Source organism: Kordiimonas lipolytica, from assembly GCF_042651265.1.
Classification (GTDB): Bacteria; Pseudomonadota; Alphaproteobacteria; order Sphingomonadales; family Kordiimonadaceae; genus Kordiimonas; species Kordiimonas lipolytica.
In genome coordinates this window covers 578,735-593,053 of the sequence record NZ_JBHSCR010000001.1, presented here as the reverse complement: position 1 = coordinate 593,053, position 14,319 = coordinate 578,735, and the positions used below count along the sequence as shown (strand labels likewise).

The 14,319-nt window shown below is 58.9% G+C and carries 14 protein-coding genes; 7 read left to right on the top strand and 7 right to left on the bottom strand.

Annotation, left to right across the window (positions count from 1 at the left end):
• Positions 1-111 precede the first annotated feature (111 nt).
• The 4 genes from ACFO5Q_RS02800 to purH all read left to right on the top strand — a co-directional run bounded on the left by ACFO5Q_RS02800 (position 112) and on the right by purH (position 5,561).
• Positions 112-1,431, top strand: a complete 1,320-nt coding sequence (locus tag ACFO5Q_RS02800; protein WP_068148498.1) for an RsmB/NOP family class I SAM-dependent RNA methyltransferase — start codon at positions 112-114, stop codon at positions 1,429-1,431.
• Between the two features lie 70 nt (positions 1,432-1,501).
• Complete coding sequence (rpe, locus tag ACFO5Q_RS02795; protein WP_068148495.1) at positions 1,502-2,164, top strand: ribulose-phosphate 3-epimerase; 663 nt, start codon at positions 1,502-1,504, stop codon at positions 2,162-2,164.
• Between the two features lie 21 nt (positions 2,165-2,185).
• Complete coding sequence (locus ACFO5Q_RS02790) at positions 2,186-3,925, top strand: heparinase II/III family protein (protein ID WP_068148492.1); 1,740 nt, start codon at positions 2,186-2,188, stop codon at positions 3,923-3,925.
• A 55-nt stretch (positions 3,926-3,980) separates the two neighbouring features.
• Positions 3,981-5,561 (top strand): bifunctional phosphoribosylaminoimidazolecarboxamide formyltransferase/IMP cyclohydrolase, encoded by a 1,581-nt coding sequence (gene purH, locus ACFO5Q_RS02785; RefSeq protein WP_068148488.1) that lies wholly within the window; start codon positions 3,981-3,983, stop codon positions 5,559-5,561.
• Between the two features lie 72 nt (positions 5,562-5,633).
• Here the strand turns inward: purH and ACFO5Q_RS02780 are convergent, their stop codons facing one another.
• Both ACFO5Q_RS02780 and ACFO5Q_RS02775 read right to left on the bottom strand, forming a co-directional pair.
• Positions 5,634-6,425 (bottom strand): hypothetical protein, encoded by a 792-nt coding sequence (locus ACFO5Q_RS02780; protein WP_380084280.1) that lies wholly within the window; start codon positions 6,423-6,425, stop codon positions 5,634-5,636.
• Positions 6,426-6,583: 158 nt separating this feature from the next.
• On the bottom strand, positions 6,584-6,997 hold the full coding sequence (locus tag ACFO5Q_RS02775) for an HIT domain-containing protein (protein ID WP_068148482.1): 414 nt from the start codon (positions 6,995-6,997) through the stop codon (positions 6,584-6,586).
• A gap of 32 nt (positions 6,998-7,029) precedes the next feature.
• Between ACFO5Q_RS02775 and ACFO5Q_RS02770 the strand changes: the two genes are divergently transcribed.
• Positions 7,030-7,494: a GNAT family N-acetyltransferase gene (locus ACFO5Q_RS02770; protein WP_068148480.1), complete on the top strand. Its 465-nt coding sequence runs from the start codon at positions 7,030-7,032 to the stop codon at positions 7,492-7,494.
• On the opposite strand, the gene ACFO5Q_RS02765 is transcribed toward ACFO5Q_RS02770, so the two are convergent.
• The 5 genes from ACFO5Q_RS02765 to ACFO5Q_RS02745 all read right to left on the bottom strand — a co-directional run bounded on the left by ACFO5Q_RS02765 (position 7,491) and on the right by ACFO5Q_RS02745 (position 11,428).
• A complete protein-coding gene (locus tag ACFO5Q_RS02765; RefSeq protein ID WP_068148477.1) occupies positions 7,491-8,018 on the bottom strand; it encodes a hypothetical protein in 528 nt (175 codons plus the stop codon). The two genes, ACFO5Q_RS02770 and ACFO5Q_RS02765, sit on opposite strands and share 4 nt — an antisense overlap.
• On the bottom strand, positions 8,015-9,484 hold the full coding sequence (locus tag ACFO5Q_RS02760; protein ID WP_068148473.1) for a M20/M25/M40 family metallo-hydrolase: 1,470 nt from the start codon (positions 9,482-9,484) through the stop codon (positions 8,015-8,017). Before ACFO5Q_RS02760 ends, ACFO5Q_RS02765 begins: the two co-directional genes overlap by 4 nt.
• Positions 9,485-9,558: 74 nt before the next feature.
• Positions 9,559-10,029, bottom strand: a complete 471-nt coding sequence (locus ACFO5Q_RS02755) for a hypothetical protein (protein WP_068148471.1) — start codon at positions 10,027-10,029, stop codon at positions 9,559-9,561.
• A complete protein-coding gene (gene nth / locus ACFO5Q_RS02750; RefSeq protein ID WP_068148651.1) occupies positions 10,026-10,658 on the bottom strand; it encodes an endonuclease III in 633 nt (210 codons plus the stop codon). The genes ACFO5Q_RS02755 and nth overlap by 4 nt, the downstream gene beginning before the upstream one ends.
• A 20-nt stretch (positions 10,659-10,678) precedes the next feature.
• Positions 10,679-11,428 (bottom strand): alpha/beta fold hydrolase, encoded by a 750-nt coding sequence (locus ACFO5Q_RS02745; protein WP_068148469.1) that lies wholly within the window; start codon positions 11,426-11,428, stop codon positions 10,679-10,681.
• A gap of 160 nt (positions 11,429-11,588) precedes the next feature.
• Between ACFO5Q_RS02745 and thrS the strand changes: the two genes are divergently transcribed.
• Positions 11,589-13,580, top strand: coding sequence for a threonine--tRNA ligase (thrS, locus tag ACFO5Q_RS02740; protein ID WP_068148467.1), 1,992 nt, complete (start codon positions 11,589-11,591; stop codon positions 13,578-13,580).
• 174 nt (positions 13,581-13,754) lie between these two features.
• Positions 13,755-14,243: a translation initiation factor IF-3 gene (gene infC, locus ACFO5Q_RS02735; RefSeq protein ID WP_231727261.1), complete on the top strand. Its 489-nt coding sequence runs from the start codon at positions 13,755-13,757 to the stop codon at positions 14,241-14,243.
• The last annotated feature ends 76 nt before the right edge of the window (positions 14,244-14,319 follow it).

The following is a 14,319-nucleotide window of genomic DNA, read 5'->3' as shown; positions in this document are numbered from 1 at the left end:
CCTTGTTTCATTCCTTAGTAGGCGGCAATGGGCGCCCGCGCAAGCGCATCATTGGTTGGCCAAGAATGGTTTTCCCTTCCCTTTGGGGCAGGAACAAGGCTATGAAGCGGCATGAGCAACGAGAGCGAAAATACAGGCCTCAAGGCCCGCAAGGCAGCCATCCGGATTCTGATGGCCGTAACGCTGAAAAACCGACCGTTCGATGCGGCGCTGGATGAGATCACCAAAGGTGCAGACCTTGACGTACGCGACCGTGCCTTCGTCATGAATCTGGTGATGCTGACGCTCCGCCGGTTCGGCAGCCTGAAGGCGCTTATGGGCCGCCTCCTGGACCGCGGCCTGCCCAGGAACGCCACCTGGACCGAAGCTGCCATCCTGACAGGGCTTGCACAAATACTCCTGATGCGCACGGCAGACCATGCCGCAGTCAATGAGACAGTCACGCTCATCAAGGACCTGCCGGGCAAGGAAAAGGGGTTCGCGGGCCTCGTGAACGCAGTGCTGAGGCGCGCGGCGCGCGAACAGGGCGCGCTCCTTGAGCGGCTGAACAGCACCCCGCAGGATGACCTGCCCGCCTGGCTCGCTGAAAGCTGGACCAAAACCTATGGTCATGACGAGATGCAGCATATCGCCCGCGCGCTGCAGTCGAGCCCGCCGCTTGATATCACGCTCAAGCCGGGGGAAGACCCCGACCTGTGGGCTGACCGTCTGGACGCCAAAATCATGCCCAATGGCACGCTGAGGCGCGGCCTCACGGATGTGACCAAGCTTCCGGGCTACGAGGACGGCATCTGGTGGGTGCAGGATATCGCCGCCAGCCTGCCTGTCGCGCTTCTGGGCGACATTCAGGGCAAGCATGTGCTTGACCTGTGCGCGGCCCCGGGTGGCAAGACCATGCAGCTGGCCTCAAGGGGCGCGCTGGTGACCGCCGTTGACCGCAACAAGAACCGGTTAAAGCGCCTGAGCGCCAACCTTGAGCGCACGGGCCTTGACGCCACAGTCATCACGGCAGACGCTGCGACCTATACGCCGGACAAACCTGTGAATGCCATTCTTCTGGACGCGCCGTGCTCAGCCACCGGCACGCTCCGCCGCAACCCGGATGTCACCTGGACCAAAGCGCCCGAGGACGTGGTAAAGCTCGCGAACCTGCAGGCCCGCATTCTTGACCACGCTTTCTCATTACTGCCTGCTGGCGGCGTGATGGTTTACTGTGTATGCTCCCTTGAAGCCAGTGAAGGGGTTGATCAGGTCGAAGCCTTCCTGAGCCGCGAAGCTACTGCTGAACGGGTGCCCGTGGATGCGACAGAGGTCGGCGGCATGAGTGAACTTGTAACCGACAAAGGCGACCTTCTGTGCCTGCCCTCAAAACGGGCAAATGAAGGCGGGATAGACGGATTTTTCGCCGCCCGATTGAAAAAGACAAAATAAGCCCCGCTTCCCTCGCATGCCGCGCCATCTGGCGCTTGCGGGACAAGGGGCAACCTGATATGGAGGCCCCATGCAAAAGCCAGTCAGAATAGCCCCCTCAATCCTGTCTGCAGATTTCAGCAAACTGGGTGAGGAAGTCAGAGCCGTTGACGCCGCAGGCGCCGACATGATCCATATTGATGTGATGGATGGTCATTTCGTGCCCAATATCACGATCGGCCCCGATGTGGTGAAGGCGCTTCGCCCCCACACAAAAAAGCCGTTCGATGTGCACCTGATGATCGACCCGGTTGATCCCTATATTGAGGCTTTCGCCGCTGCTGGTGCCGATATCATCACGGCGCATGCCGAAGCGGGCAAGCACATCCACCGCACGCTGCAGGCGATCCGCGCGCAAGGCGTGAAGGCCGGTATCTCGCTCAATCCGGCAACGCCCGAGACGGTTATCGACTATCTCTATGAAGACCTGGACCTGATCCTCGTCATGTCCGTGAACCCGGGCTTCGGCGGCCAGAGCTTTATCGAAAGCCAGCTGAAGAAAATCGAGAATATCCGCAAGCGCATTGATGCACTGGGCCTTGATATCGACCTTGAAGTCGACGGCGGCGTGAATGCAGCAACTGTTCGCCGGGTGGTGGACGCGGGCGCAGACCTTCTGGTGGCCGGTAGCGCCACCTTCAAAGGCGGCCCGGACATGTACGCACCGAACATCGCGGCACTGAAAAACCTATAGACCACAAGGGAGCAGGCGGCGATGAACGCGGCCTTTGATCAAATTGCCGAATATGCAGCCACGGCGCCGACGTCGCGCTCAACGCTGAGGCGCGATCAAAGCAGCCATCTTGTGAGCCGCACGCTCCGGAAAATGGGTCGCACAGTCCGCGAGTGGGGCTATGCCTCGCCGCTTTATGCGCACCGGCTGAAGGGTCGGCACCCGATGCAGCTTCTGGGAAGCCCGGACGACCCTGCCCCCGGCAATGCAACAATGGGATCCGCCATCTTTGGCGGTGACATGCTGTTTGAAGGCGAACAACATGCCCTGAGCGAGGATTTCTGGGTTCGGCTTGAGAACGCGTCCCCTGAGTTTCAGGCCTATGCCCACAGCTTCCACTGGCTGCAGGACCTGGCACAGGTGAATGACCAGGCCAAGGCGCGCGATGCTGCAGAGACTATTCTTTCCTGGTGGCTGCCTTTTGGCGAAGACTGGTTCAAGGATGTCTGGGCGGCTGAAACGCTGGCGCGGCGCATCATCAACTGGTTTACCCATGCACCGCTCATCCTGTCGTCGTCTGATCTGGTTTACCGGTCCAAGGTTTTGACTTCGCTGGCCAAGCAGGCCCGTCACCTGAGCCGTGTTCTGAACGATACGGATGAAGGCCTGCCGCGCGTCTACACCGCTGCGGCACTGACGCTCGCGGGCCTCTTGCTGCCGTCGTCCGATACCCTGCTGGCCAAAGGATCGCGCGCGCTTGAACGCACGCTTTCCACCTTCATTCTGGCTGACGGCGGCCCAGTAAGCCGCAACACGTCTGACGCCATCCGCACCATGCAGCTTCTGGTGCTGGTGCGCGACGCCTATACCACCCGCGGCGAAGAGCTGCCCGGTTGGGTACAGATCACGCTCGACAAAATCGGTCCGTTCGTGCGCGCCATGCGCCACGGCGACGGCAATTTCGCCCAGTTCGGGGGCACGTCTGCCGAAGGCGGCCATGGCTCCAATGCCGTCCTTGCCGCCAGCGAAGCCAAGGGAAAACCGATCGAGAATGCTGCCCACAGCGGCTTCCAGCGCATAGAAACAGGCCGTTCTGTGCTGATCATGGATGCGGGCGCACCGCCGCCCACCGCCTACAGCCGCAAGGCGCACGCGGGCACGGCGGCTTTTGAATTCTCCACCGGGCTTGAGCGGCTGATCGTCAATGTGGGGCACGCCTCAAAGCGCGGGCCTATCCCGGCGCTGGCGGAACTGGCCCGCACCACAGCCGCGCATTCGACCCTGATTATCGCTGACCGCAACTCAAGCCGCCTTCTTGAAGGTGGCCGCATGGGCCCCGGCGTATCGGAAACGCTGACCATCCGTGAAAAAACGGAAGACGGCACGCGCATTCGCCACAGCCATAACGGATACCTGAAGCGTTTCGGCGTGAAGCACGAGCGGTCGCTTGATCTGTCAGCCGACGGTACGCGCCTGAAGGGCAGCGACAAACTGTTTGGCCCCAAGATGAAGAAGCTTGCGGGCAAGGAAATACTTCTCAGGTTCCACCTGCATCCGAACATCAGTGCGCTGAAGGCCTCGGACGGCCGCATCACGCTTGAGACACGGGCGGGCAAGACCTGGATTTTCGATGTTGATGGCGGGGAAGCCGAGATTGAGGAAAGCCTCTATCTCAGCCGCCCCGATCATCCGGTGCCGTCACGCCAGATTGTGGTGACGATGGCACGGGAGGGGAACGAGCAACCCACTTTAAACTGGGTTTTGAGTGAAATGAGCTTCTGACCAGCCTGCTGTTGGGTTGCGGGCGCGGAAGCTTCGAATTGAAGGCTAGTGAACTATGACCAAAGTCACCATCAAACGCGCCCTTCTGTCGGTTTCCGACAAGGCCGGGCTGGTTGATCTCGCAAAGGCGCTTGCGGATCAGGGCGTTGAAATCCTGTCAACCGGCGGCTCCGCCAAGGTAATCCGCGACGCCGGCATCCCGGTTAAGGAAGTGGCAGACCACACAGGCTTCCCCGAGATGATGGACGGGCGCGTGAAAACGCTGCACCCGAAAATCCACGGCGGCTTCCTGGCGCTGCGCGACAACCCTGAGCACTTGAAGGCAATGGAAGAGCATGAGATCGGCGGCATCGACCTGGTGGCAGTGAACCTCTATCCGTTCGAAGCAACCGTGGCGTCTGGCGCTGACTTCGACACATGCATCGAGAATATCGACATCGGCGGCCCCGCCATGGTGCGCTCTGCAGCCAAGAACCACGCGTTCGTCACCATCGTGACCGACCCTGCCGATTATGGAGAAATTATCGAGCAGATCAAATCTGAAGGCGGTACCACGCATGAGATGCGCAAGAAGCTGGCGGCAAAAGCCTACGCCCGCACCGCCGCTTACGACACGGCGATCAGCCAGTGGTACGCCGAACAAAACGGCGTAACCTTTGCTGACCGCAGCACGTTCGCGGGCACCAAGGTTCAGGAGTGCCGGTACGGCGAAAACCCACACCAGGTTGCCGCTTTCTACAAAAACGGTGAGGACCGTCCGGGCATCGCCACCGCCGTGCAACACCAGGGCAAGGAACTTTCCTACAATAACCTCAACGACACTGACGCAGCGTTTGAGCTGGTGAGTGAGTTCGACCCATCGGTTCCGACCGTTGCCATCATCAAGCACGCCAACCCGTGCGGCGTGGCCAAGGGCGCGACGCTCAAGGAAGCGTATGAAAAAGCGCTGAAGTGTGACCCGGTTTCCGCGTTCGGCGGCATTGTGGCCCTCAATGGCACCGTGGACGCAGAGACAGCGGAAGAGATCATCAAGGTGTTTACTGAGGTGATCATCGCCCCAAGCGTGACGGATGAGGCGAAAGCCATCATCGGCGCCAAGAAGAACCTGCGCCTTCTGACCACCGGCGGCCTCGCTGACCCAAGCCAGCCAGCCAAGATGGTGAAAACCGTCGCGGGCGGTTTCCTTGTGCAGAACCGCGACACCGGTCGCATCACAATGGATGACCTGAAGGTTGTCACCAAGCGCGCGCCATCCGACGCGGAGCTCAAAGACATGCTGTTCGCCTTCCAGGTTGGCAAGCACGTGAAATCAAACGCCATTGTTTATGTGCGCGACGGCATGACCGTGGGCATTGGCGCGGGGCAGATGAACCGCCGGGACAGCAGCCGGATCGCCGCGATCCGCGCGGGTGAAGCGGCTGAAATGGCCGGTGATGCCGAGAGCCTCGCGAAAGGCAGCGTGGTCGCAAGTGACGCCTTCTTCCCGTTTGCGGACGGTCTGCTGGCCGCAGCCGAAGCGGGTGCGACGGCAGTGATCCAGCCGGGCGGCAGCATGCGCGACGATGAAGTGATCAAAGCCGCCGATGAAGCAGGCCTTGCCATGGTCTTCACCGGCATGCGCCACTTCCGCCACTAAGGCAGGCGAACACCTGACACTTTAAAGGCCGGGGCATCTGCTCCGGCCTTTTCTTCTTTGCCTTCAGCTATCCTAATCTCTCGGTGCCGCCGCAGGCTGTGTGCGCTCAGGATTAAACTGGCGGTACAGTGCCCACTCTTCATCAATGCCCGGGCATTTTTCGGTGCCGAATGGCTCCAATGCCACGCACATTTCGTGTGCATGTTGCAAAACTCTCAAGAAATATTGGGTGAAGCGTATAAAGTTTCGGTACTCGCTAAGAATATCGGACTGGTAAGCCTTGTTCCCAAACGCCTTCTCGATTTCAAGCACGATTCTTGACCGCACCGCAGACGTTGGATCATAGACACGATATTCCCCTTCTTCGGGCGTCAGTTGAAATTGGTCGGTATCAGCCTTGAAGCCTGGCAGTTGCCCTTGGATGTATGCCAGCCTTTGGTGATATTCGGATATCGCCTGCCGAACAGGCCGCGATGTGATCTTGGACAAAACGCCGGCACTACGCAAATCTGCATATTCTGTCACGGGTGGCGCAATGGTCGGATAAAACCTAAGGCTCGCTATGGCATCAGATGTATCTTCCGATGATTCCATAGGCTCACCTGAAAACAACACCTGAAAAACCTTGTCGGCCCGCATAATGGCTTTCATGCGGTAACTTACATGTTGCTTGAAATAGTCGACCGTGGCGACGGCCTCTGAATGGAGCCGCGCCAATGCTTCAGCTTCGATATTTTTTTGCTTCCGGTTCTCGTTCCAGTCGTCGACCTGTAGACCAATGAAGATACCGACAACCACGATGGCGACCTCAATCAGAACCGTGAACCAGTTCTGCCCCCTTATGGCTTCCGCCAGCCTGCGCAAGATCATATAGGCTTCTCCCTTTCAAGGATGTGCCCCCAGAATAGCGCAAGCCAGGGTTTATGTAACCCTCCAAGGCCGGCCAAACTCGCGGACTGCTGCAGCCCAAAAAAGGCCAGGGCATCCGCTCCGGCCTTTTTACTTCCCTGCTGCAAACCCAATCAGCCGTGCTCAAGCGCGTCCCGTATGCTGGAGACGGTGGCGTCCAGCTGGTGTGGCTCATAAGGCGTGGCGGGCACCGCACCCCACACGGGGCCGGGCCAGGCAGGGTCGCCTTCGAACCGCGCGATGATATGCACATGCAGCTGCGGCACCATGTTCCCGAGCGCCGCCACATTCATCTTGTCGGCGCCCACAAGCGCCTCCAGGCATTCGGCCACACGGGTGATTTCCCGCATCAGGTTTTGCTGGTCGTCGTCATCCAGCTGGTGGATTTCGCGGATATCTTTGCGTTCTGGCACCAGCACCAGCCAGGGGTAGGTGGCATCTGTGATCAGAAGCACGCGGCAGAGCTTGAGCTTGGTCACGAACACCGTGTCCTTTGCCAGTTGCGGGTGCAGGGTGAAGTCTGTCATACTCGGTGCCTCAAGCTTGGGTTATGGGGGACATGGCCATCTATAGGTTCGATCATATTCGCAAAGCGACCGAGGATGACATCTTTTTCATCCGCTCGCTGGAGATGGACCCAGCCAACACCTTCGTGCACAGCTGGGACGAGGCCACGCACCGGCGGAATATTGCCGACCCCGCCTTTCATTATTTCATCGCAGTGGACATTGAAGACCACCAGCTTGGTTATGCGATCCTGATGGACAACACACCGGGCCGCGTTGAGTGGCGGCGCATCATCGTGGCGCGCCGGGGCGATGGCATCGGCAAAGCCTTCATGGCCGCTGTGCTCGACTATTTCTTCACTGTGCACAAGGCCGAGGTGGTGTGGCTGGATGTTTACGAGAAGAACGACCGCGCCCGGCATGTTTACCGGACGCTCGGCTTCCTAGAGGTCGGCGAAGACCTCGCGAAAGTGCCCGGCGAACGGCTGGTAATCATGGAGTGTCACCAGCCGCGCTAAATAAGTGGCTCTTTAACTTCGATATGAGGATACCTCTGCTTCACTTTTTCCGAAGCTGCGAGTGCGTCATCTATTGGTGTACCACAAGCTAAACACATGTGCCTTAGTGTCAGCCTTATCCCTGAGTGGTCGAAACACCGCATGTCCGAAACCTGCGCCCCTGACCAGAAAAGGTTTCCAACTCTGTAAATATGTATCCGGGCAATCTGATCAAATGGAAATACCTGTGTACCTGAGCGGGACTTAATCCGGATCGCCTCAGGCGTTATGCAAACGGAAATTTGTTGAAACCAATTCCGCAGCAAAAGCCAACTACCAAACAATAAGTAACTTATCAGCCCAAACATCATCAAACGCAAGAAGAGCGAATAACCTATACCCATCGGTGCCCCATGGTGAATAGTACTGCTATTGATGAAGACAAACCCGAATAGAAAAAAAACCACCAAAGCCAAATTGCCGACCAACATCCAGAAAATTGTCTTCTTTTTCGGAGATGTTACGAGCCAAACTTGGTCGATCATCCTACCGTCCCTTTGATCAGCGTCTCGAAGAAGCTCACCTGCCGGGCGAGGGCTTCAATGGAAATATGCTCCGCCGTGCCGTGGATCTGTTTGAGGGTATCCTTGCCCACCACGAGCGGCATAAAGCGGTAAACGCCATCTGCGACGCCGTCATAATGCCGCGCGTCGGTGCCCTGCACCGTCAGCGTGGGGGCGATGGGGATATCGCCGAACTCGGCTTTCACGGCGCGTGCGATCGCCTGATAGCCTTCGCCCGATGGGTCAGACAGGCTGGTGGCTTCGCGCCCGCCGCCCAGGTTTTCGATCTTGATCCGGTCATCGGCCACAACGTCCCGCGCGCGGTCGATCACGCCTTGCACCGTATCGCGCGGGTGAATGCGGTAATTCACCACCGCCTCACCATACTGCGGCAGGATATTGGTCTTGGTGCCCGACTGCATCATGGTGAAAGCCGTGGTGGTGTGCATGAAGGCCGCCACCGTGGGGCTTTTGGCGAGCTCCCCCGCCATCACGCCGTTTGTCGCCCACAGGTTGGCGATCATGAAACGGTTGAGGAACGGCTGCTCTGGTGCCACGGCCTTGAGGAAGGCCTCCAGATGCTCATCCAGCACCAGCGGATACTGGTTTTCCGTGACGGCAACGCCTGCCTTGGCCGCGAGGGAGGCGGCGGTGAAATCCTTGGGCGCGGATGAGTGCCCGCCATCATCGGTGGCGGAGAAGCGGAGCGTGACCGAGCCCTTCTCCCCAAGGCTGATCAGCGCCACAGGGCTTTTCACACCGGGGATGATGCCGTCAGGGATGGCGGAGCCTTCGTCCATCAGCCACGAAAGCTGTACGCCGCGATCCTTGAGGATTCCCGCCATAACAGCAGCGCCGTTATCACCGCCGAGCTCTTCGTCATGGCCGAACAGAAAATAGATGTCGCGGTCAGGCGCGAAGCCCGCGCGCGCCAGCTTTTCCACCGCTTCCATGATGGAGATCAGCATGCCCTTGTCATCCAGCGTACCGCGCCCCCACAGGATGCCGTTATCGTCAATCACGCCTGCAAACGGCGGTTGCGGCCAATCAGCAAGCCCGCGTTCGGGCACCGGCACCACATCCATGTGGGCCGCCAGCGCGATGGGCTTTTTGGCCGTGCTTGAGGCTGCGGGCCAGCGGTACATCAGCGAGTAATCCGAGACGATTTCGCGCTCGAGCACCGCATGGGCGTTCGGGTAAGTGGTCACCAGATAATCGTGGAAGCCCTTGAAGGCTGCGTCATCGGGCGCTCGGTCAAGGCTGTAGGACACGGTCTCGAACCGCACCGCGCCCGCCAGGTTTTCCGCCATGCGCCGGGCGTCTGCGGCGTCATATTCAGCGGGCTTCAGGCTTTTTGCCTCTCCCGCCGGCAGCATCGCCATCGTGTTCGCCACCATATAGATGACGAGCCCCACAAGGCCCACAACCAGATATCCCAAAATACGCATACCGTTCCCCCCTTGCGAATTTCATATGGAAGCTAAAGCACATTCTACGCCCGTCAAATTAGTGGCGCCTAATCCTACCACTTCTTTTCGCGTAGCAAGGCCTGCACTCTTCGACCTGCTTCGTCGCTTTCGCCAAAATGGCATTCGCCAGATGCTCCACTGGAGATAAAGCCCCGACCCTCGCCAACTTTGATGTACAAACTGTTTGAATAATCGTGGCTCATGCGCAATTCCGGCCCACATGTCTCTGTTTTTTCAATGTTCTGTCCGCCAAATTCGCGAACAATTGCCGCAATTTCCTGCCACAAGCTTGCATCCTTGGCCTTCCAGACTTTGGATGGCATTGGAAAACTGGATTGCGAGACACCTCTGCCGCCAGGGAATAGAAACTCCGCAGTACTTCCATACCCATCATCGCTGAAGTATCGAGCAAGCCCATCTGCTTCCTCTCCTACCCTGCCGTCTATCGCTTCTTGCCAGAGCAAAGCCGGCTTGGCTGCACAACTGGACAGCAGCATCGCCAGAACTGGAATCAGCCACCTCACAGGGTCTTCTCCTTATAAAGGCAAATATCCGTCAGTTTGCATTTGGCGCAGTCGGGTTTTCGGGCCTTGCAGATGTAGCGGCCCAGCAGGATCAGCCAGTGGTGAGCGTGCAGCTTGAAGGGATCGGGGATCACCTTCATCAGCGCTTCCTCAACCTTGTCAACATTCTTGCCGGGCGCGAGGCCGGTGCGGTTCGACACGCGGAAAATATGCGTGTCCACCGCGCAGGTGGGCTGACCGAAAGCGATATTCAGCACCACATTGGCGGTTTTGCGGCCCACGCCCGCGAGCGCGACCAGTTCTTCCCGCGTCTGGGGCACCTTGCCGCCATGCTTGTCGATCAGGTCACGGCACAGCTTGATCACATTTTCGGCCTTGGAGTTATAAAGCCCGATGGTCTTGATATGCTCCTTCAGGCCGTCAACGCCAAGCGCCAGCATCTTCTCCGGCGTGTCGGCCACCGGCCACAGGCTGCGCGTGGCCTTGTTCACCCCCACGTCGGTCGCCTGCGCGGATAAGACCACGGCAACCAGCAGCGTGAAGTCATTCACATACTCAAGCTCGCCCTCAGGGTTCGGGTTGTCTTCCGCCAATCGTGCGAAAAACTCGAAAATCTGCTGACGATTCAGCTTGCTGTATTTCCCGGCCATCAGATGTCCCTCGCGAGGCTATCGACCACGCGCACAAGGCGCTTCAGGTCCACGTCGCGCGACAGCCGGTGGTCACCGCCCGGCACCAGGATCACTTCCGTGTCCTCGCCGGTGATGTTGTCGGCGATCTTCATGGCTGTCTGCCACGGCACGTCCGCGTCATCAGTGCCCTGAATGAGCCGCACGGGGATATCCAGATGGATCGGGCCGTTGTTGATGCGGTTCTGCCAACCGTCGTCGAACAGCTCCTTGGTAAACACATAGGGGTCCGGCCCATAATCGGAATAGACCTCCAGCCGGCCATCTTCGATGATGGTTTTCTGCTCTTCTTCCGTCATGGCGTCCCAGTGCCAGACGGTGAAATCCGGTGCGGCGGCAATGCCCACCAGCCCCTTCACCCGCCCCGGGCGCGCCTTGGCCGCCAGCAAGGATATCCAGCCCCCCATGGAGCTGCCGACCAAGATTTGCGGGCCTTCGGTGAGCCAGTCGATCACCGCGAGCGCGTCCTTGAGCCACAGGCCGATGGTGCCGTCAGCAAACTCGCCGGACGACTGGCCGTGGCCCTGATAATCGAAGCGCACGAACGCCCGCCCCACACGGCGGCAGTAGGCCTCAAGCTCGAGCGCCTTGCCGCCTTCCATATCGCTCATGAAGCCGCCCAGGAACACTACGCCGGGGCCAAAGCCCGCGCTCTTGTGATAGGCGATCCTGGTGCCATGATCGGATTTCAGGAAGGACGGCTGTGTCATGGAAAATTTCCCCCGGATAAGACGCTGTGACGTTTGGGTGACCCTAGCAGGCCTCTTTTTCGCGCTCAAGTACACAAAAGCCTAGGCTTTGCTTGACTTCCGCGTGGACCGTAGTTAACTCGCCACTTCACTATTTTTTTATCTCAAGGAAACCAGAACAATGAACGAGAATGTGAGTGTCCAAAACCCGGTCAACCTGCGCCTGCCAGACGGCAGCGTGCGCACGTTTGATGGCCCGGTGACCGGCACCACACTCGCGGCCGATATCGGCCCTGGTCTCCTGAAGGCCGCGCTTGCCATCAAAGTGAATGGCGAGATGTGGGACCTGACCCGCGAGATCGAAGCCGACGCCGATGTTTCCATCGTGACCAAGCGCGACACGGAAGACGCGCTCGACATCCTGCGCCACGACTGCGCGCACGTGATGGCCGAAGCCGTGCAGGAACTGTTCCCCGGCACCCAGGTCACCATCGGCCCGAACATCCAGGACGGCTTCTTCTATGATTTCGCGCGCGACAAGCCCTTCACCGAAGATGATCTGGCGGTGATCGAGAAGCGCATGCACGAGATTGTGGCGCGCGATGAAGACATCACCCGCGAAGTGTGGGACCGTGACGAGGCAATCGCCTACTTCAAGAAGATTGGCGAGCACTATAAGGCCGAGATTATTTCCGACCTGCCGGAAGGTGAGCCGATCACGGTTTACCGCCAGGGCGAATGGCTTGACCTGTGCCGTGGCCCGCACCTGCCGTCCACCGGCAAACTGGGCGATGCCTTCAAGCTGATGAAGGTGGCGGGCGCATACTGGCGCGGCGACAGCAAGAACGCCATGCTGACACGCATCTACGGCACCTGCTGGACCGACAAGAAAGAGCTGAAAGCCTACCTGCACAGGCTGGAGGAAGCGGAAAAACGCGACCATAGGAAGCTGGGGCGCGAGATGGACCTGTTCCACCTGCAGGAAGAAGCGCAAGGCAGCGTCTTCTGGCATCCGCAGGGTTACACCATCTGGCTGCAGATGGAGAAATACATCCGCAGTCGCCTTCAGGGCGCGGGCTATAACGAGATAAAGACGCCACAGCTTCTGGACAGCAAGTTCTGGGAACAGTCGGGCCACTGGTCCAAGTTCCGCGAGAATATGTTCGTGGTGCCGGACGAGATCCCGTCGACGGAAGAAGACGCGCCTGTTGTATCCGCAAACGCGCGGCTGATGGCATTGAAGCCGATGAACTGCCCAGCCCACGTGCAGGTGTTCAAGCAAGGCATCAAAAGCTACCGCGACCTGCCGATCCGCTTCGCCGAGTTTGGCTGCTGCCACCGGAACGAAGCGCACGGTGCGCTGCACGGCTTGATGCGCGTGCGCCAGATGACGCAGGATGACGCGCACATCTTCTGCCGCGAAGACCAGATCACGTCTGAAAGCGTGGCTTTCTGTGACCTCTTGGCAAGCGTGTACCGCGACCTCGGCTTCCCGGAATTCAAGGTGCTGCTGGCGACAAGGCCTGAAACCCGCGCCGGCACAGACGAAACCTGGGACAAGGCCGAAGGTGCGCTGGAGGCGGCGCTGAAGGCCGCAGGCCTTGAGTATGATTACGCACCGGGCGAAGGCGCCTTCTATGGGCCGAAACTTGAGTTCCACCTCAGTGACGCCATCGGCCGGACCTGGCAGTGCGGCACGCTGCAGCTTGATTTCGTGCTGCCTGAGCGCCTGGACGCAAGCTTCGTTGGCGAAGACGGCAACAAGCACCGTCCTGTGATGCTGCACCGCGCGATCCTTGGCACGCTGGAGCGTTTCATCGGCATCATGATCGAGCATTACGCCGGCCGGATGCCGCTCTGGCTCGCGCCAACGCAGGCTGTAGTGACGCCGATCACGTCCGATGCAGACGACTATGCAAAAGAAGTGTTTGATGCGCTCGAAGCTGCAGGTCTCCGCGCAAAGCTGGATCTGAGGAACGAGAAGATCAACTATAAGGTCCGCGAGCACAGCCACGCAAAAGTGCCTGCAATCCTTGTTGTTGGTGGCCGCGAGGCGGAACAGAAGACCGTCAGCGTGCGGCGCCTTGGGTCGAACGATCAGTCGGTTGCACCGCTTGCGGAAGTTGTCGCAGGCCTGACGGCAGAGGCAGAAATGCCGTCTGGCAAGGCCTGATTAGCAAACGCTAAGCGTTTCAAGGCTTTGCAGGACATAAAAGAAGAGCTATAATAGCGACATTGGCGAGTCATCCTGGCTCGCCAAAGTTACATGAATGGTTAACGAGATATAGGAGAACTGACCATACGTAGAGGGCAATTTGCGGCGCCACCCAAACAGGAAGGGCCGCGCGTGAACGATCAAATCCGGGTACGCGAAGTACGCTTGATCGGAGCAGAAGGTGAAAACCACGGTGTTGTTTCAACAGCGCAGGCGATGGATATCGCGCGCGACAGCGGGCTTGACCTGGTTGAAATCTCGCCAAATGCGGAACCCCCTGTATGTAAGGTTCTCGACTACGGCAAGTTCAAGTACGAGCAGCAGAAGAAAGCTAACGCTGCACGGAAGAACCAGAAGACCCAGGAAGTCAAGGAAATCAAGATGCGTCCCGGCATCGATGTCCATGACTATGAAACCAAGATGAAGAAGATTCACCAGTTTATCGCCAAGGGCGACAAGGTGAAAGTAACCATCCGGTTCCGTGGCCGTGAGATGGCGCACCAGGAGTTGGGGATGCAAGTCCTCAACAAGGTAGCCGGTGAGATGGAAGAAGAAGCCAAGATCGAGGCGCGGCCAAAAATGGAAGGCCGTCAGATGATCATGGTGATCGCGCCCAAGTAAGCGCACCTTCCAGTCCCAAGAATTCAGAAAACCGCCCTCATCCGGGGCGGTTTTTTTGTATCCCGCCCCGGATAGC

Coding starts and splice junctions, on each gene's coding strand:
- ACFO5Q_RS02775 (WP_068148482.1), bottom strand. CDS start 6,997: ATGACAGACTTCACCCTGCACCCGCAACTGGCAAAGGACACGGTGTTC.
- ACFO5Q_RS02770 (WP_068148480.1), top strand. CDS start 7,030: ATGGCCATCTATAGGTTCGATCATATTCGCAAAGCGACCGAGGATGAC.
- ACFO5Q_RS02790 (WP_068148492.1), top strand. CDS start 2,186: ATGAACGCGGCCTTTGATCAAATTGCCGAATATGCAGCCACGGCGCCG.
- ACFO5Q_RS02765 (WP_068148477.1), bottom strand. CDS start 8,018: ATGATCGACCAAGTTTGGCTCGTAACATCTCCGAAAAAGAAGACAATT.
- thrS (WP_068148467.1), top strand. CDS start 11,589: ATGAACGAGAATGTGAGTGTCCAAAACCCGGTCAACCTGCGCCTGCCA.
- ACFO5Q_RS02760 (WP_068148473.1), bottom strand. CDS start 9,484: ATGCGTATTTTGGGATATCTGGTTGTGGGCCTTGTGGGGCTCGTCATC.
- ACFO5Q_RS02745 (WP_068148469.1), bottom strand. CDS start 11,428: ATGACACAGCCGTCCTTCCTGAAATCCGATCATGGCACCAGGATCGCC.
- purH (WP_068148488.1), top strand. CDS start 3,981: ATGACCAAAGTCACCATCAAACGCGCCCTTCTGTCGGTTTCCGACAAG.
- ACFO5Q_RS02800 (WP_068148498.1), top strand. CDS start 112: ATGAGCAACGAGAGCGAAAATACAGGCCTCAAGGCCCGCAAGGCAGCC.
- rpe (WP_068148495.1), top strand. CDS start 1,502: ATGCAAAAGCCAGTCAGAATAGCCCCCTCAATCCTGTCTGCAGATTTC.